The sequence below is a fragment of the Couchioplanes caeruleus genome (assembly GCF_023499255.1).
Classification (GTDB): domain Bacteria; phylum Actinomycetota; class Actinomycetes; order Mycobacteriales; family Micromonosporaceae; genus Actinoplanes; species Actinoplanes caeruleus_A.
In genome coordinates this window covers 2,278,575-2,295,062 of the sequence record NZ_CP092183.1, presented here as the reverse complement: position 1 = coordinate 2,295,062, position 16,488 = coordinate 2,278,575, and the positions used below count along the sequence as shown (strand labels likewise).

Annotated in this window: 17 protein-coding genes; 9 read left to right on the top strand and 8 right to left on the bottom strand. The window is 73.2% G+C overall.

Going from position 1 to position 16,488, the window contains the following annotated elements:
* The first annotated feature begins 29 nt into the window (after window positions 1–29).
* Window positions 30–176 (top strand): hypothetical protein, encoded by a 147-nt coding sequence (locus COUCH_RS10770; RefSeq protein WP_249611927.1) that lies wholly within the window; start codon window positions 30–32, stop codon window positions 174–176.
* On the opposite strand, the gene COUCH_RS10765 is transcribed toward COUCH_RS10770, so the two are convergent.
* Complete coding sequence (locus COUCH_RS10765; RefSeq protein WP_249611926.1) at window positions 166–1,866, bottom strand: glycoside hydrolase family 13 protein; 1,701 nt, start codon at window positions 1,864–1,866, stop codon at window positions 166–168. The two genes, COUCH_RS10770 and COUCH_RS10765, sit on opposite strands and share 11 nt — an antisense overlap.
* 60 nt (window positions 1,867–1,926) lie before the next feature.
* On the opposite strand from COUCH_RS10765, the gene COUCH_RS10760 reads away from it, so the two are divergent.
* The 6 genes from COUCH_RS10760 to COUCH_RS10735 all read left to right on the top strand — a co-directional run bounded on the left by COUCH_RS10760 (window position 1,927) and on the right by COUCH_RS10735 (window position 8,704).
* Window positions 1,927–2,928 (top strand): glycosyltransferase family 4 protein, encoded by a 1,002-nt coding sequence (locus COUCH_RS10760; RefSeq protein WP_249611925.1) that lies wholly within the window; start codon window positions 1,927–1,929, stop codon window positions 2,926–2,928.
* Between the two features lie 148 nt (window positions 2,929–3,076).
* Window positions 3,077–4,228 carry a glycosyltransferase gene (locus COUCH_RS10755; protein WP_249611924.1) on the top strand — a complete coding sequence of 384 codons (1,152 nt, stop codon included), beginning with the start codon at window positions 3,077–3,079 and terminating at the stop codon, window positions 4,226–4,228.
* Entirely contained in the window at window positions 4,225–5,307 is a 1,083-nt protein-coding gene (locus COUCH_RS10750) for a glycosyltransferase (RefSeq protein ID WP_249611923.1), read from the top strand. The genes COUCH_RS10755 and COUCH_RS10750 overlap by 4 nt, the downstream gene beginning before the upstream one ends.
* Window positions 5,304–6,806 carry a glycoside hydrolase family 130 protein gene (locus COUCH_RS10745; RefSeq protein WP_346015979.1) on the top strand — a complete coding sequence of 501 codons (1,503 nt, stop codon included), beginning with the start codon at window positions 5,304–5,306 and terminating at the stop codon, window positions 6,804–6,806. Before COUCH_RS10750 ends, COUCH_RS10745 begins: the two co-directional genes overlap by 4 nt.
* A 42-nt stretch (window positions 6,807–6,848) precedes the next feature.
* Complete coding sequence (locus tag COUCH_RS10740; RefSeq protein WP_249611922.1) at window positions 6,849–7,958, top strand: lactonase family protein; 1,110 nt, start codon at window positions 6,849–6,851, stop codon at window positions 7,956–7,958.
* A gap of 80 nt (window positions 7,959–8,038) precedes the next feature.
* Entirely contained in the window at window positions 8,039–8,704 is a 666-nt protein-coding gene (locus COUCH_RS10735) for a YqeB family protein (RefSeq protein WP_249611921.1), read from the top strand.
* A gap of 137 nt (window positions 8,705–8,841) precedes the next feature.
* Here COUCH_RS10735 and COUCH_RS10730 read toward each other — a convergent pair whose 3' ends face one another.
* Window positions 8,842–9,681, bottom strand: coding sequence for a methyltransferase domain-containing protein (locus COUCH_RS10730; RefSeq protein WP_249611920.1), 840 nt, complete (start codon window positions 9,679–9,681; stop codon window positions 8,842–8,844).
* A gap of 129 nt (window positions 9,682–9,810) precedes the next feature.
* On the opposite strand from COUCH_RS10730, the gene COUCH_RS10725 reads away from it, so the two are divergent.
* Window positions 9,811–10,863, top strand: a complete 1,053-nt coding sequence (locus COUCH_RS10725; protein WP_249611919.1) for a Gfo/Idh/MocA family protein — start codon at window positions 9,811–9,813, stop codon at window positions 10,861–10,863.
* On the opposite strand, the gene COUCH_RS10720 is transcribed toward COUCH_RS10725, so the two are convergent.
* A complete protein-coding gene (locus COUCH_RS10720) occupies window positions 10,839–11,045 on the bottom strand; it encodes a hypothetical protein (protein ID WP_249611918.1) in 207 nt (68 codons plus the stop codon). The genes COUCH_RS10725 and COUCH_RS10720 overlap by 25 nt on opposite strands.
* Here COUCH_RS10720 and COUCH_RS10715 point away from each other — a divergent pair.
* Entirely contained in the window at window positions 11,020–11,658 is a 639-nt protein-coding gene (locus tag COUCH_RS10715; protein WP_249611917.1) for a transcriptional regulator, read from the top strand. The two genes, COUCH_RS10720 and COUCH_RS10715, sit on opposite strands and share 26 nt — an antisense overlap.
* Here the strand turns inward: COUCH_RS10715 and COUCH_RS10710 are convergent.
* The 5 genes from COUCH_RS10710 to kynA form a co-directional block, all read right to left on the bottom strand.
* Entirely contained in the window at window positions 11,600–12,436 is an 837-nt protein-coding gene (locus COUCH_RS10710) for a serine hydrolase domain-containing protein (RefSeq protein WP_430640970.1), read from the bottom strand. The two genes, COUCH_RS10715 and COUCH_RS10710, sit on opposite strands and share 59 nt — an antisense overlap.
* Window positions 12,437–12,493: 57 nt before the next feature.
* Window positions 12,494–13,300 (bottom strand): SDR family oxidoreductase, encoded by an 807-nt coding sequence (locus tag COUCH_RS10705; RefSeq protein WP_249611916.1) that lies wholly within the window; start codon window positions 13,298–13,300, stop codon window positions 12,494–12,496.
* Window positions 13,301–13,388: 88 nt separating this feature from the next.
* On the bottom strand, window positions 13,389–14,378 hold the full coding sequence (locus COUCH_RS10700; RefSeq protein WP_249611915.1) for an amidohydrolase family protein: 990 nt from the start codon (window positions 14,376–14,378) through the stop codon (window positions 13,389–13,391).
* A complete protein-coding gene (kynU, locus tag COUCH_RS10695) occupies window positions 14,375–15,604 on the bottom strand; it encodes a kynureninase (RefSeq protein ID WP_249611914.1) in 1,230 nt (409 codons plus the stop codon). The genes COUCH_RS10700 and kynU overlap by 4 nt, the downstream gene beginning before the upstream one ends.
* Window positions 15,601–16,458 (bottom strand): tryptophan 2,3-dioxygenase, encoded by an 858-nt coding sequence (gene kynA / locus COUCH_RS10690; protein WP_249611913.1) that lies wholly within the window; start codon window positions 16,456–16,458, stop codon window positions 15,601–15,603. Before kynA ends, kynU begins: the two co-directional genes overlap by 4 nt.
* Between the last annotated feature and the right edge of the window lie 30 nt (window positions 16,459–16,488).

Genomic DNA, 16,488 nt, shown 5'->3' with positions numbered 1-16,488 from the left:
CACATCCCCCACAGATTCGAGGCTCTCCCATGTCGATCCAGGCGTTCTTCTACATCGTCGCCGTCATCCTGCTCGTGCTGGCCGCGCTGCCGATCGGGACGCGGGGCGTCTCGCTGGCGCTGCTCGGCGCCGCGTTCGCCCTGCTCGCCTACTCGTGGGACACCATCACCGCGTGAGCGTGCGGCGGTAGACCACCACCTGCCACGGCTCCAGCTCGAGACCGGCCGGCGCCGGGGCGTTCGTCAGCACCAGTTCCGCCGACGACCACGCCCCGGCGTCGTCGATCTCCGCCCGCGCCGGCTCACCGGAGAAGTTCCCGATCACCAGCAGCTCGGCGTCGCCGTGGCGGCGGGTGAAGGCGTAGAGGCGCTCGTCGTCGGGCAGCAGCATGGTGAAGTCGCCGTACACCACGACCGGGTCGTCGTGCCGCAGCTCGATCAGCCGGCGGTAGAAGTGGTACACGCTGTCCGGGTCCTTCGCCGCCGCGTCGGCGTTGATCTCCGTGTGGTTGGGGTTCACCGCCAGCCAGGGCGTGCCGGTGGTGAAGCCCGCGTGCGGCGAGGCGTCCCACTGCATCGGCGTACGCGCGTTGTCCCGCCCCCGGGCGCGCAGCACGGTCAGCACGTCCTCGGGCGAGCGCCCCTCGTGCTCGACGGCCTGGGCGTAGTGCCCGAGCGCCTCGATGTCACGGAAGTCGGCGATGGACGCGAACGGGGCGTTGGTCATGCCCAGCTCCTCGCCCTGATAGACGTACGGCGTCCCGCGGTGCAGGTGCAGCACGGCGCCGAGCATCTTGGCCGAGCGCTCCCGCCACTGCGGCGAGTCGTCGCCGAAGCGGGAGACCACCCGCGGCTGGTCGTGGTTGTTCCAGTAGAGGCTGTTCCAGCCGACCTCCGCCAGACCCGCCTGCCAGCGCGCGAAGATCCCCTTGAGCTTGGTGAGCTGCAGCGGGTAGAGCGTCCACGGATCGGGGCCGCGGTCGACGTCGACGTGCTCGAACGCGAAGACCATGTCGACCTCGCCCCGCGCCGGATCGGTGTAGCGGACGGCCTCCGCCACCGTGACGCCGGGCATCTCGCCGACGGTCAGCATCTTGTCCCGCCCGGCGAAGACGCGCTCGTGCATCTCGTGCAGGAACTCGTGCGTACGCGGCCCGTCGATGAAGTGCGGGCCGCCGTCACCGTACGGAGAGCCGGCCCGTACCGCGCCGTCGGGCAACGCCGGGTCCTTGGAGATGAAGTTGATGACGTCCATCCGGAAGCCGTCCACGCCCCGGTCGAGCCACCAGTTCATCATCGCGTACACGGCCTCACGGACCTCGGGGTTCTCCCAGTTCAGGTCGGGCTGCTTGCGGCTGAACAGGTGCAGGTAGTACTCGCGCGTGCCGGGGTCGTACTCCCACGCGGACCCGCCGAAGACCGAGCCCCAGTTGTTCGGCTCCGCGCCCGGGGTGCCCGGCTCCATGCCGTCGCGGGCCGGCCGCCACCAGTACCAGTCGCGCTTCGCGCTGTCCGTGCCGGACCGGCTCTCGGCGAACCAGGGGTGCTCGTCGGAGGAGTGGTTCACGACCAGGTCCATCACGAGCTTCATGCCCCGCTCGTGGACGCCGGCGAGCAGCTCGTCGAAGTCGGCGAGCGTGCCGAAGGCCGGGTCGACGTCCCGGTAGTCGCTGATGTCGTAGCCGTTGTCGTCCTGCGGGGACCGGTAGATCGGCGACAGCCAGATCACGTCCGCGCCGAGGCCCGCGATGTGGTCGAGGTGGTCGATGATGCCCCGCAGGTCGCCCATGCCGTCCCCGTCGGCGTCGGCGAAGCTGCGCGGATAGATCTGATAGACGACGGCCCGATGCCACCAGGGGTTCTCCATGGTCCCTCTTTAACACGCGAACCCCGGACGAAACACGGGTAACGACCCATACTGAGGATCATGAAGGTGGCGCTGCTCGGACCGGTCGCTTGGCGTACGCCGCCCGTCCACTACGGCCCGTGGGAGCTGATCACCAGCCTGCTCGCCGAGGGGCTGACCGCGCGGGGCGTGGACGTGACGCTGTTCGCCACGCTCGACTCGGTCACCAAGGCCACCCTGGACGGCGTCGTCGCCCGCGGCTACGAGGAGGACCCGGAGATCGACGGCCGGGTGTGGGAGGCGCTGCACGTCGCGTACGCGCTGGAGCGCTCCGGGGAGTTCGACCTCGTCCACAACCACCTCGACTGGCTCCCGCTCGCGTTCTCGGGCCACTGCCGGGCACCCATGCTGACCACGGTGCACGGGTTCTCGGGGGCGACCATCCTGCCGGCGTACCGGCGGGCCCGCTCGGCGTTCGTGTCGATCTCGGACGCCGACCGGTGCCCGGACCTGGACTACGTCGCGACCGTCTACCACGGCGTGGACGTCGAGGACCTGCCGTTCTCCGCCGCCGGCGGCGAGGACCTGGTCTGCTTCGGGCGCATCCACCCGGACAAGGGCACGCACGCGGCGATCGAGATCGCCCGGCGGGCCGGCCGGCGGCTGACCCTGTGCGGGATCGTGCAGGACGAGGCGTACTTCCGCGAGCGGGTCGAGCCGCACATCGACGGGGACCGCGTCACCTATCTCGGCTCCGTCGGGCCCGGGGATCGCGCGCGCGTCCTGGGCGGCAGCGCGGCGCTGCTGCACCCGATCCGGTTCGCGGAGCCGTTCGGGCTGTCGGTCGTGGAGTCGATGATCTGCGGGACGCCCGTGGTCGCGTACCGGAAGGGCTCGATGCCGGAGGTGGTCGACGAGGGCGTCACCGGCCGCCTCGTCGACGGCGTCGAGCAGGCCGTGGCCGCGGTCGAGGGGATCGGCCGGCTCGACCGGGCGGCGTGCCGGGCCCGGGCCCGCAGCCGCTTCGGCGCGGACCGCATGGTCGAGGACTACCTGGGGATTTACCGCGAACTGCTCGGCTGAAATCAGCTTCCTTGTTAATGTCCCATTACCGAATTGCGGCATTCTTCCGGATTCGCCGCAGAATAGCTGAAGCGTGCGCACACGCTCCGCGTCCGCGCGCGCCGGTCCGCGCTGCGGGGAGGCAGCCGCCTGAGCAGAAAGGCCTGTCATGCCTGCCACGTACGGCTTTCTCAGCACCTATCCCCCGACCCAATGCGGTTTGGCCACTTTCAATGCGGCCCTCGCCGCGCACCTCACCGGGGGCGCACCCGGCAGCGGGGTGGTCCGGCTGCTCTCCGCGGACGCGGCCGGCGGCGGCCTGGAGGTCGACCACACGGCGCCGCGGGTGGTGCACACGTGGCACACCGACGCGCCCGGCGGCTGGACCGCCGCCGCCACCGCGCTCAACCGCTTCGACGTCGCGATCGTCCAGCACGAGTACGGCATCTACCCCGGCGTCGACGGCGACGAGGTGCTGCCGCTGCTGCGCGCGCTGAAGGTGCCGACCATCGTGGTGCTGCACACCGTGCTCAGCACGCCGTCGCCGACCCAGCGCTCGGTGCTGGAACGCATCGCCGCCACGGCCGACGCGGTGGTCACCATGACCGATACCGCCCGCAAGCGGCTGACCTCCGGCTACCGGGTCGACCCCCGCAAGGTGACCGTCATCCCGCACGGGGCGGGCAGCCACTCCAGCGCGCCGCGCGAGACCGGGGACGTGCCGCACCTGCTGACCTGGGGGCTGCTGGGCCCCGGCAAGGGCATCGAGTGGGCGCTGCGGGCGCTGGCCGAGCTCGAGGACCTGGACCCGCTGCCCGCGTACACGGTGGCCGGCCGGACCCATCCCAAGGTGCTCGAGCAGCACGGCGACGTCTACCGGGAATCCCTGCAGAAGCTGGCCGCCGAGCTCGGCATCGAGAACCAGGTCCGGTGGGAGGACGTCTACCTCGACCAGGCCGCGCTGAGCCGGCTGATCCGCTCGGCCGACGTGGTGGTGCTGCCGTACGACTCCACCGAGCAGGTCACCTCGGGCGTGCTCATCGAGGCGGTCGGCGCCGGCGTGCCCGTGGTCGCCACCGAGTTCCCGCACGCCGTCGAGCTGCTGGCCGACGGGCCCGGCCTGCTCGTGCCCCACCAGGACCCGCAGGCCATGGCCACGGCGATCCGGCACCTGCTGCAACGGCCCCGCACGGCCACCCGGCTCGCCGGGCTCACCGGCGGACCCACGCTGCGCTGGCCGGCGGTGGCCTCCCGCTACCACAACCTCGCGCAGCGGCTCGTCGCCGGCCGTACGCCCGTAGCCACCTCCGTCCCGGCGTGAGCGTGACCCTGCGGCTGGTGCCGCCCCCGCTGTCCATGCTCGACGCGCCGGAACCGAACTGGTCGCACATCGCCCGGCTCTCCGACGACACCGGCCTGCTCGAGCACGCCCGCAACGCGATCGTACGCCGGGAGCACGGCTACTGCGTCGACGACGTGGCCCGCGGGCTGCTCGTCGCCGCCCGGGAACCGCAGCCGACCGCGCTGGTCGTCGGGCTGGCCGAGCGGTACCTGGCGTTCCTCACCCACGCAACGGCGCCCGACGGCCGGGTACGCAACCGGCTGGCGTACGACCGCCGCTGGCTGGACGAGCCGAGCACCGGGGACTGGTGGGGCCGTGCCGTGTGGGGGCTCGGCACGGCCGCCGGCCGCAGCACCGTCGGGTGGATCCGCAAGGAGGCCCGGGCGGCGTTCTCGATCGTGGCGCGGCAGCGTTCGCCGTGGCCGCGGGCGATGGCGTTCGCCGGGCTGGGCGCCGCCGAGGTGCTGCGCGCCGACCCGCGGGCCGGCGAGGCGGCGCAACTGCTCGCGGACGCGGCGACGGTGATCGGGCTGCCCGGCGGCGACCCGCAGTGGGTGTGGCCCGAGCGCGAGCTGACGTACGCCAACCCGGCCCTGCCCGAGGTCCTCATCCAGGCCGGCGACCTGCTCGGCGACGAGCCGCTGCTGGCCGACGGGTTGCGGATGCTGGGGTGGCTGTGCCGGATGCAGGGGCACGACGGGCACCTGTCGGTGGTGCCGGTGGGCGGCTGGCGGCCCGGGACCGAGCGGCACCGCTTCGACCAGCAGCCGATCGAGGTGGCCGCGACCGCCGACGCCTGCGCCACCGCCGCGGCGGTCACCGGCGACGACGCCTGGGAGGCGCCGCTGCTGCGGTCGATCGCCTGGTTCCTGGGCGACAACGACACCGGATCCGTCATGTACGACCCCCTGACGGGTGGAGGTTATGACGGATTGACGCCGGATGGCCCTAATCTGAACCAAGGTGCCGAATCCACTCTCGCGCTCCTCTCCACGTTGCAGCACGCCCGCGCGTTGGCAGGCCGGAGCGCGACCCGACCGTCAGGCGGCCTAGCGTGACCGCAACTCTCGACCCGCAAGCCCGGTCCACCTCCTCCCTCGCCGTACGCCACCCGCTGACGATGCAGCCGGACGGGCGGCGCGTGGTGATCAAGTTGTTCGTGCCCGGCGAGGACGCGCAGCTGGTGCAGAACCGCGCGTCCAGCCTCATCGAGCGCATCCTGCAGCTCGACGAGGACGAGATCGCCCGGCTGCTCGACGAGGTGCTGAGCCGGTTCGCCGGCCGCCACCACGACCTGCTCGGCGTCTTCCACCACCACTACGAGCTGGTGTCGCACCGGGTGCCGCCCGACCTGGAGCTGTCGGCGAACGCGCGGTCGCTGATCGGCGCGTACTTCAGCCACGAGTTCTCGGTCGAGGCCGCGGCGCTGTGCAACCCGTCGATGGTGGCGCACCCGGACCAGAGCGGCCTGGAGGCCGGCGAGCTGCGGGTGGCGATCAGCCTGCGGCAGATCGGCGAGGGCCACATCTCGTCGATCGGCTTCTGCTCGGCGGTGCTCGGCCCGGGCGATACCATCCGGCTCGAGGACCGCGACGGGCCGCTGATGATCGGCGAACGCACCGGGGCCCGGCACTACCGTGACGCGCTCGCCGCCGGTCTCGCCGAGCTGGAGGTCGACAACGAGCTGTCCGCCGCCACGCTGGCCTCGCTGCCGGAGCGCTACTCCGATGAGGAGTTCGAGGACGTCCTCGGCCACATGCCGGGCGAGCTGCTGGCCCGGCCCACGACCGGCGAGACGCTGGCGGTGCTGCGGGAGATCGTGGCCGCGGACTACGCCGTGACCTTCCCCGCCGCCGTGCCGCTGCACCAGCGGGTGCTGTGGCCCGCCTCGCCGGCCGAGAGCAACGGCATGGAGGACGCCCGGTTCGTGCAGGTCGTCGAGGCAGACGGGCGGACCGCGTACCAGGCGACCTACACCGCGTACGACGGACGGCACATCGCCGGCCGCATGCTGCACACCCGCGACCTGCGGCACTTCGAGGTGACGGCGCTGCGCGGCCCGGCGGCACGCAACAAGGGCATGGCCCTGTTCCCGCGGCCCGTGAACGGCCGGTGCCTGGCGCTGTGCCGCTCGGACGGCGAGACCCTGGGGCTCAGCGAGCGCGACGAGAACAACCGGTGGCAGGAGGCCGTACCGCTGCTCGTGCCGCACCGCGGCTGGGACCTGATCCAGGTGGGCAACTGCGGCTCCCCGGTGGAGACCGAGGCCGGCTGGCTCGTGCTCACCCACGGGGTCGGCCCGATGCGCCGGTACGCGATCGGCGCGATGCTGCTCGACCTCGAACACCCCGAGCGGGTGCTCGCCGACCTGCCGCACGGCCTGCTGGAGCCCGACGAGGAGGAGCGCGAGGGGTACGTGCCCAACGTGGTCTACTCCTGCGGCGGGCTCGTGCACGACGGGCGGTTCTGGCTCCCGTACGGCGCCAGCGACGTCCGCGTGGGCTTCGCCAGCATCTCGATGGACCGCCTCCTGGACGCGATGATCGTCGTACCCTGACCCGCGCGACACCGTACATTTCGGTCGTCTACATTGAGCACCATGGATGGAACCACGATCTCTCGCCGTGGGCTGCTCAAGCTGGGCGGCGTCACCGCGGTCACCGCCGCCGCCGGGGCCGGCGCGGTCACCGCACTACCGGCCGTCGCCGACGACGAGGCGCCACCGGCCCGTTTCCACCTCGGGTCGTACACCTCGGCGGGTGGCCCCGGGCTCGCCCGCGGCCACCTCGACCCGGCGACCGGCGCGCTCACCGTGGACGCCGCCACGGCGGCGCTTCCGGACCCGTCGTGGCTGGCCCCGAGCCCCGCCGGCAGCATCCTCTACGCGGTCAGCGAGCGGGACGACGGCACGGTCAGCGCGCTCACGCCGGACCTGGCCGTGCTCAACACCGTGCCCACCGGCGCCGGGCCCGCGCACGTCGCGGTCCACCCCAGCGGCAGCTTCCTGTTTGTCTCGCTCTACGGCGGCGGCGCGGTCGTCACCCACCCGATCCGCGCGGACGGCACCGTCGGCGCGGCCACGGACATGCGCCGCCAGGGCACCGAGGACCAGCAGTCGCACGCCCACCAGGTCGTCGTCGATCCGCTCGGCGCGTACGTGCTGGCGGTCGACCTGGGACGCGACACGGTGTTCACGTACACGCTGGACGCGCAGGCGGGCGTACTGAGCGAGGTGGGCCGGACCGCGCTGGCACCCGGCAGCGGCCCGCGGCACCTCGCCTTCCACCCCGGCGGCGGCTTCGCGTACGTGGCCGGCGAGCTCGACTCGACGATCACCGTGTGCGCGTGGGCCGACGGCAAGCTGACCCCGGGCCAGGTCGTCGCGGCCGCCCCCGCCACCGGCGTGCGCAACTACCCGGGTGAGATCGCGGTCTCCCCCGACGGCACCCACGTGTACGTCAGCAACCGCGGCACCGACACCGTGGGGGTCTTCACCATCGGCCGCGACGGCGCGAAGCTGAAGCGGGTCGCGGCGCCCGCCTGCGGCGGCGTCTGGCCCCGGCACCTCGCCCTCGACGCCTCCGGCCGGCGGCTGTACGTGGCCAACCAGCGCTCGGGCACCGTCACGTGGCTGCCGGTCACCGGCGGCGTGCCCGGTGCCGTCGCCGGCTCGATCACCGTCCCCGGGGTGGCGCAGATCCTCCTCTGACACCCGGTATCGACTTTGGTCGCGCCGCCCGCGACCCTCGGCCGTATCGCCGCCGGGGCCGCCACCGCGATGCTCGGACGGTGATCGACGAGCGGACGGTGGCGACCCCGGTGGGGCTGCGGGTGGCGGTGTGGCTGGGCCTGGCGGCGATCGGCGGCGGGCTCGGCTGGGTGGTGCACGAGCTGCCCGGATGGATCCTGCGCATCCCGTTCACGCCGATGCGCGGCCCGCTCCGGTTCGCCGCCGGCCTGCCCGAGCCGGCGTCGACCGTCGTCACCGTCGCGGCAGGCACGCTCCTCGGGCTGGCCCTCGCCTGGCTGGTGGACAAGGAGTCGCTGACCGTACGCATCACCGGCACCGACGTGGTGCTGATCCACCCCGGCGTACGCCGGACCGTGCCGCGCGCCGACGTCGCCGTGGCCTACCGCGAACGCGACGACCTCGTGCTGCTGGGCCGGACCGGACGCGAGCTGGCCCGCGAACCGCTGCTCGTCGGGGGACGGCGGCTCGCGGAGCTCTTCGGTCCTGCCTGGACCGCGCAGGACCCGTACGCGACCTCCTATCGGCGCTGGGTGCCCGGCCTGCCGGACGTGCCCGCCGAGGCCGAGGCGCTGCTGACCGCCCGGCAGAAGGCCCTCACCGGCCGCGACACCGACGACGCCCGACAGCTCCGGCAGGAGCTCGCCCGGCTCGGCTTCGTCCTGCGCGACGAGAAGCGGCGGCAGTTCTTCCGCCAGGCGCCCTAGACAGGACCGGCCAGGGCGGCGCCGTAGCTCCACCGCGGTGTACGACCGCAGGTGCGCGTACCGGCTCCCGACCGCGATGTCGCGCCAATAACGCTGCAGGGAGTCCACCGCCGCAGCGACCCGTCGGCCCGCCATGGTCAATGCACAGCAGGACGCCAGACGGTGGCGGACGCCACCCAGATGGTGAGGACGGCGAGGAAGTCGCCGCGGTCGCCCGCCGTGCCGACCTGGCCCAGCCATTCGTCGCGCAGGCCGGGCGGGGTCATCCAGGTCTCCTCCGGCACCTGCGGGTTGACCATCGGCAGCACCACGGCGGCCGAGGCGGGGTCGCCGAAGAAGCAGGTGACCGGGGTCGCCGAGACGTCGTGCAGGCCGCGGTCGAGGAGCCGGCGGCGCAGGGTGCGGCCCATGTCGAGCTGTTTCGGGGTGAGCCGGCCGTGCATATGGCCGATCACCGTGCCGGCCAGGGCGCCGTCGACGCCGTCGAAGGCCAGCGACGACCAGTCGGTGTCGAGCAGGCAGATCCGGCCGCCGTCACGGGTCACCCGGACGAGCTCGCCGATCGCGGCGTCCGCGTCGTCGACGTGCTGCAGGACGCGTTCGCACCAGACACCGTCGAAGGTCTCGTCGTCGAAGTCGAGGGCCGCCACGTCGCCGGTGACGTACCGGATGTTGCCGCCGGTGTGGCGTTCCCGGGCAGCCGCGAGCGTCGCGGTGGAGTAGTCGAGCGCCACGACCTCGCCGTCGGGGGCGACCGCCGCGGCGAGCTCGCGGGCCACGTCGCCCGCGCCGCATCCGGCGTCCAGCAGCCGCTGGCCGGGCGCGGGGCGCAGGGCCTGCCAGGCGGTGTGCCGGACCCGCTGGATCTCGGGGTGGCGGGACATCGCCTCGAGCGCGCCGACGATCAGCGCGAGCATGTCGGGCGGCATCCGGTCGAGATCCGCGAACGGGGTGCGGTCGAGCTGTGCGGGTTCCATGGCGCAATGGTGGCTTGCTGATCCCGCGGCTGTGGGCGCTCGTCAACCTTCCGACACGAGCCGTTCACCTTACGTGGTCACAGCCGCCGCCCCCTACCGCTGCCGACCGTGGTTTGTAAGATCCGAAACATGACGGCAACACGGATCGGTCTGGCAGGGTACGGCTCGGGCGGGCGCATCTTCCACGCTCCCCTGCTCGCGGCGGCCGGGGACGTCGATTTCACGGGGGTGGTCACCCGCTCCCCCGAGCGCCGCGCGGAGCTGGCGAAGGGGCATCCGGACGTGCCGGCGTACGACTCGATCGCGGACCTGGCGGCGGCCGGCGCCGAGGCGGTCGTCATCTCCACGCCGGCCGCCACGCACGCCGATCTGGCCCGGGAGGCGATCGGACTGGGCCTGGCCGTGGTGGTGGACAAGCCGTTCGCCCTCGACGCGGAGGCCGCCCGGGAGGTGGTCACGCTGGCCGAGGAGGCGGGCGTCGCGCTGACCGTGTACCAGAACCGCCGCTACGACGCCGACTTCCTGACCGTACGGCGGCTGATCGACGAGGGCGCGCTCGGCGAGGTGCGCCGCTTCGAGTCCCGGTTCGAACGCTGGGACCCGGACCGCCAGCCCAAGGCGGCGGGCGGCGGCACGCTGCTGGACTTCGGCGCCCACCTCGTCGACCAGGCGCACGTGCTGTTCGGCCCGGTCTCCCGGGTGTACGCGGAGATGCGTACCGACGGCGAACTGGACAGCGACGTCTTCGTGGCGCTGCACCACGCCGGCGGCGTCGAGTCGCACCTGTGGGGCAGCATCCGGCAGGCGGCGCCCGGCCCGCGGTTCCGGGTCAGCGGCACCACGGGCACGTACATCGTCGACGGCATCGACGGCCAGGAGGCGATGCTGAAGGCGGGACGGTCGCCGGCCGCCCTCGGTGAGCGCTGGGGTGTGGAGCCCGAGCACGCCTGGGGACGCCTCTACCGCGGCAAGACGGGCGCCCCCGTACGCAGCGAGCGCGGCCGCTGGGACAGCTTCTACCCGGCTTTCGCGGCGGCGGTCCGCGGCAAGGGCCCGCTGCCGGTCGACCCGTGGGACTCGGTACGCGCCATGGACGTGCTCGACGCGGCCCGGATGAGCGCCACCACCGGCGAGACCGTGGACCTCGGCCGGCCCTCTCAGGGCGTGAGCACCACCCGGTAGCGCGCCTCGCCGGCGAGCATCTGGTCGTACGCGGCGCCGGCCTCGGCCAGCGGCCGGGTCTGCGTGATCGGCCGGATGCCGGTCAGCGCGGCGAACGCGAGGGTCTCCTCGACCTCACGGGCGGTGCCCGACGGGTGCCCGTGCACCGACCGGCTCGTGGAGATCAGCTGGAACGGGCTCACCCGCGCCACGACCACCGTCTCGAAGCCGGCCACCTACCAGCTGCTGGAGACCCTGGACGAGGCGTTCAGCCCGGCGCTGGTGCTCGGCCGGCGCCTGGACGTGCTGACGATCAACCGGACCGCCCGCGCCCTCGTCGGCGACTTCGTCGCGCTGCCGGCCCGCGAGCGCAACTACGCCCGCTTCGTGTTCCTCGACGCCGCCGCCCGCGACCTGCACCCCGACTGGGCCGCCGTCGCCGCCGACACGGTCGCCACGCTGCGTCTCGATGCCGGCCGGCACCCGGACGACCCGGCCCTCGGCGCCCTGGTCGGCGAGCTGTCGGTGCGGGACGAGGACTTCCGGCGCTGGTGGGCCGACCACCGGGTGCTCGCGCGCAGCAACGGCACCAAGCGCTATCACCACCCCGTCGTCGGCGATCTGACGCTCACCTACCAGGCACTGACCCTGCCGGACGACGCCGACCAGACCCTGTTCGTCTACACGGCTGCGAGCGGCACGCCCGCGCACACCGCGCTGCGGCTGCTGGCTCAGTGGAGCGCCGAGACGGCCCTGCCTAGAGCAGCGTCTGCCACAGATGGCGCAGCGAGGAGGCCTCCATGGCGTCGGTGTTGACGAGCACGACGAGGCGCCGGTCGGACTCGGGCAGGCACGCCGCGAACGTCTTGTAGCCCGCGTTCTGGCCGTCGTGGTGGAACCACGGCTCGCCGTCGTACGCGCCGACGAACCAGCCGTATCCGTAGCCGTGCGAACGCCCGTCGGCCGGATCGGCGACGGCCCGCTCGGTGAGCATCAGCGTGCGCCACGGCTCGCCCAGCAGGGCACCGGCGCGCAGCAGGTCCATCCAGTGGATCATGTCGGTGGTCGTCGACCAGACGTCGCCGGCGCCCATCCCGACGACGTCCAGGTCCCAGGACGGCATCGGGGCGCCCTGCGCGTCGTGCCCGGGGGCGATGTCGGGCCGGTCGCCCGGCGACCCGGCGAAGGTGCCGGCCAGCCCGGCCGGCACGAAGATCCGGCGGTCCAGGAATTCCCGGTACGGCGTGCCGGCGACCCGCTCCACGACGTGCGCGGCGAGCACGTATGCGGGGCTGCTGTACGCCCACCGCGCCCCGGGGGCGAACAGCGGCGGCACCGAGCGGAACGTCTCGAGCAGCTCGCCGGGCTCCATCCGCGCGCCCAGGTCGATCATCGGGTAGTCGCGCCAGTGGCCGATGCCGGAGGTGTGGTTGAGCAGGTGGTGCAGTGTGACGCCGGGCCACCCGGGGATCCACCGGTCGAGCGGGTCGTCGAGGTGCAGCAGGCCGTCCTGGGCGAGCAGGAGCACGGCGGTGGCGGTGAACTGCTTGCTCACCGAGGCCAGCTGGTAGCGAAGCGGCGACTCCTGCCCGATCACGACCTCGTTGCCGCGCTTGAGCAGCACCATGCCCCCGTGCATCATGGGCCGACCCTAACCGACCACTTCCGCGAGTGTCCGGGCCGGCCGACCGGTGAGCTGCTCGATCGCGGGGTCCACGGTGGACATCTCGCCCGCCGCCACCGCCGTGTACGTGCTCACCCACGCGTCGACCTGCCAGCCCGGCGCGCCGTAGCGGGCGCGGGACGCGTACGCCTCCTCGAGCGTCTCGTGGTGGAAGCGGGCGCCGACCACCTCGGCCATCTCGGCGAACGTGAGCGCCTGCGGCCCGGTGAGGTCGTACGTCCGCCCGGCGTGCGCTGCCGGGTCGCGCAGCACCGCGACGATCGCGTCGGCGATGTCGTCCTGGGCGACCACCGCCGCCCGGCCCGCACCGCCGGGACCGCGGATCACGCCGTCGTCGCCCACCATCAGCGGCACGAAGTCGGCGTAGAGGTTGTCCCGCAGGAACGTGAAGCCGAGCCCCGAGGCACGGATGTGCTCCTCGGTCGCCCAGTGGTCGCGGGCGAGCGTGAAGGTGGCGTCGGGGGCCGCGCCGACGAACGAGGTGTAGACGACGTGGCGTACGCCGGCGGCCGCGGCGGCGTCGACGAAGGTGCGGTGCCGCTCGGCCCGGTCGGGCGTCTCGGACGCCGACACCATGAGCGCCGTCGTGACGCCCTCGAGCGCGGCGCGGACGGCGGCGAAGTCCGCGTACTCGGCGCGGGCCACCTCCGCGCCGGGGACCTGGGGCGCCCGGGCGGGGTCGCGGACGAGGAGGCGCTGGGGCCGATCGAGGCGGGCCGCGACCCGGCGGCCCAGCCGGCCGGTGGCCCCGCTGACCGCGATCATCGTCGTCATTGAACTTTTTTCAACGTGGCGAGGTCGGCAGTCGCCGCAAGATGTCGACGGCGCGGCAGCGTCGGGCTCGATGCCAGGTTGAAAAGGTTCACTGTCCGACGATATGCCGGGGGCGGACCTCGGGGCCCAGGACCCGGGCGGTCGCGAGCGAGCCGGCGAACGTGCCCGGGTCGAGGTCCAGCCCGGCGGGGAGCCAGCTGAGCTCCGGCCGGCCCGGCTCGGTCATCGCGGCGAGGACGTCCGGCGGTGTCAGCCCCGCCTCCTGCAGGGCCCGCAGCTCCCGGGGGTTGATCGCGGGCGGCAGCGGCCCGTTGCCCAGGTCGGTGCCGTACCGGAGCTTTCCGCCGTACCCGAGGAAAAGCCGGAGGTTGGCGATCGCCGTGCCCCGCGCCGGGGTGGGGGTGCCCCACCCGTGGATGTCGAGCGTGCTGATCCACGTCATGCGGGCGGCACAGTCACGCAGCAGCGCGTCGTCGAGCTCCTCGGTCCACGGCGTGTGCGCGAGCAGGTCGGCGCCGGCGGCGCAGGCGGCGGCCACCGTCCCCGGGCCCTCGGCGTGCACCACCACCGGCAGCCCCAGCGCGTGCGCCGCGGTGACCACGGCCGCCAGCGTGACCGGCGGCAGCACCGGCCCGCCGGCGTGCGCGGTGACCTTGATGAGTGTCGCGCCCGCGGCGTGTGCCTCGCCGACGGCGTCGCCCGCGTCGGCGGCCGAGCGGATCTCGCGGCAGCTGCCGGCGGGCGCCCACGCCCGGTCCGTCGGGTAGCCGCCGGGAGCGGTCAGGAACGGGCCCGCATAGCGGACCCAGGGATGGCGGGCCGCCAGCGCCGCGACCTTCTCCGGCACCCCGCCGAGATCCCACACGTACGCGAGCCCGCCGGCGCGCAGGGTCGGCACGTCGACGAGCGCCGAGTGCACGTGCGCGTCGCCGAGCCCGGGCAGCACCGTGCCGGGCAGCCGCAGCCGCTCCTCGCCGGGCGGCACGTCGGCGACCGGCACGACCCGGCCGTCCCGCAGCGCCACGCCCGTCCGCAGCCGCCCGTCCCACCAGAGCGAATCGGGGACGAGCCAGGTCACGGCTGCTTCTCGACCAGCTCGCGCAGGACCTCCAGCCCGCGGTGGACCTCGGCGAAGCTGGTGCTCAGCGGCGCCGGGCCGATCCGCAGCCCGTCGGGGCGCCGGTAGTCGGGGATGACCCCGCTGTCCCACAGCGGCTCGAGCAGCTGCTGGAACCCGGCACGCCGCAACGTCACGTGGCCGCCGCGACGCTCGGGGTCCCGCGGGCCCGCCACCGTCACGCCCAGCGGCGCCAGCCACCGGTCCGCCACGTCGAGCACGTAGCCGGTCAGCAGCAGCGACTTCTCCCGTACCGCCTCGATGCCCGCCTCCGCGAGCAGGTCCAGGTTGGCGTGCAGCGGCACCATGGCCAGGATCGGCGGGGTGCCGCTGAGCAGCGCCCGGGCACCCGGCGCGGGCTCGTGCCCCGGACCCATCTCGAACGACGCCCGATGGCCCATCCAGCCCCAGATCGGCTGCCGCACCTCGTCCCGCAGGTCCGCGCGCAGGTACCCGAACGCCGGCGCCCCCGGGCCCCCGTTGAGGTACTTGTACGTGCACCCGACGGCCAGGTCCGCGCCCCACGCGTCCAGCTCGACCGGCACCGAGCCCACCGAGTGGCTCAGATCCCACAGGGTCAGCGCCCCGGCGGCGTGCGCCACCCGGTTGATCTCCGCCATGTCGGCAACCCAGCCCGACCGGTACGCGACATGGCTGAACAGCACCAGCGCGGTGTCCTCGCCGACCACCTCGGCGACCTGCTCGGCGGTGATGCCGGCCGCCGGGTCGGTCTCGATCCACACCAGCTCCACGCCGCGCTCGGCGGCGACCGCCTCGCAGACGTACCGGTCGGTCGGGAAGTTGTCGGTGTCGAGCACGATCGTGCGGCGCCCCGGCCGGGCGTCCACCGCCGCGCGGACCAGCTTGTAGAGCAGCACCGTGGTGGAGTCGGCGATGACGGTCTGCCCGGCCGCCGCGCCCAGCGCCACCGCGCCCAGCCGGTCGCCGAGCCGCTCCGGCCACTCCAGCCAGCCGTCGGTCCAGCCGCGGATCAGCCGGCCCGCCCACTGCTCGCGGATGAACTCCTCCATCAACTGGGCGGTCGCCCGCAACGGCCGGCCCAGCGAATTGCCGTCCAGGTACGAGATGACGTCGAAGTCGTCCGGCGCGAGGAACTGCTCCCGCATCGGCGCAAGCGGATCGGCGGCGTCCAGGGCCCCGGCGCGTTCCAGCAGGTCGTCGGTCACTGGGCCGGCTCCCCGATCTCGGTACGGACCGCGTACAGCTCCGGGAAGAACTCGATGTCCAGCGCCTGGCGCAGGAAGTTCACGCCGCTGGAGCCGCCGGTGCCGCGCTTGAAGCCGATCGTGCGCTCCACCGTCTTGAGGTGCCGGAACCGCCACAGCTGGAAGTTCTCCTCGAGGTCCACGAGCTCCTCGCAGGCCTCGTACGCCTCCCAGTACTTGTCCTTGTGCTCGTAGATCGCCTGGAAGACCGGCACGAGGTCGGCGTTCATCGTCCACGGCTGGGTCACGTCGCGGTCCAGCAGGGCGCGCGGCACGCCGTGGCCCTCGCGGGCGAGCAAGCGCAGGAACTCGTCGTAGACGCTGGGCGTCTCCAGCGCCTCGGTGAGCATCGCGAGCGCGGCCGGGTCATCGTCGAAGATCTTCAGCATCCGCCGGTCCTTGTTGCCGAGCGTGAACTCGACCGCCCGGTACTGGTACGACTGGAAGCCCGACGACGTGCCCAGGAAGCTGCGGAACTCGGCGTACTCGCTCGGCGTGAGTGTGGCCAGCACGGACCACTGCTCGGTGAGGCAGCGCTGGATGTGCTTGACCCGGGCCATCCCCTTGAGCGCCGGGCGCAGCTCGTCGGCGGCGAGCCGGCGCCGGACCTCCCGCAGCTCGTGCAGCACCAGCTTGAGCCACAGCTCCGACGTCTGGTGCTGCAGGATGAACAGCAGCTCGTCGTGGTGCTCCGGCACGCTGACCGGGTGCTGCGCGGACAGGATCTCGTCGAGATGCAGATACTTCCCGTACGACAGATTGACCCGGAAGTCGCGGACGATCCCGGACTCCAAGGGCCGCTGATTCGGCGCCACGATGCTCCTCCTCGAATGATCCCTTGCAGC

What these genes read in the sequence shown, in the direction of transcription:
- COUCH_RS10770 (WP_249611927.1), top strand. Translation starts at nt 30, where the DNA reads ATGTCGATCCAGGCGTTCTTCTACATCGTCGCCGTCATCCTGCTCGTG.
- COUCH_RS10765 (WP_249611926.1), bottom strand. Translation starts at nt 1,866, where the DNA reads ATGGAGAACCCCTGGTGGCATCGGGCCGTCGTCTATCAGATCTATCCG.
- COUCH_RS10760 (WP_249611925.1), top strand. Translation starts at nt 1,927, where the DNA reads ATGAAGGTGGCGCTGCTCGGACCGGTCGCTTGGCGTACGCCGCCCGTC.
- COUCH_RS10755 (WP_249611924.1), top strand. Translation starts at nt 3,077, where the DNA reads ATGCCTGCCACGTACGGCTTTCTCAGCACCTATCCCCCGACCCAATGC.
- COUCH_RS10740 (WP_249611922.1), top strand. Translation starts at nt 6,849, where the DNA reads ATGGATGGAACCACGATCTCTCGCCGTGGGCTGCTCAAGCTGGGCGGC.
- COUCH_RS10730 (WP_249611920.1), bottom strand. Translation starts at nt 9,681, where the DNA reads ATGGAACCCGCACAGCTCGACCGCACCCCGTTCGCGGATCTCGACCGG.
- COUCH_RS10725 (WP_249611919.1), top strand. Translation starts at nt 9,811, where the DNA reads ATGACGGCAACACGGATCGGTCTGGCAGGGTACGGCTCGGGCGGGCGC.
- COUCH_RS10705 (WP_249611916.1), bottom strand. Translation starts at nt 13,300, where the DNA reads ATGACGACGATGATCGCGGTCAGCGGGGCCACCGGCCGGCTGGGCCGC.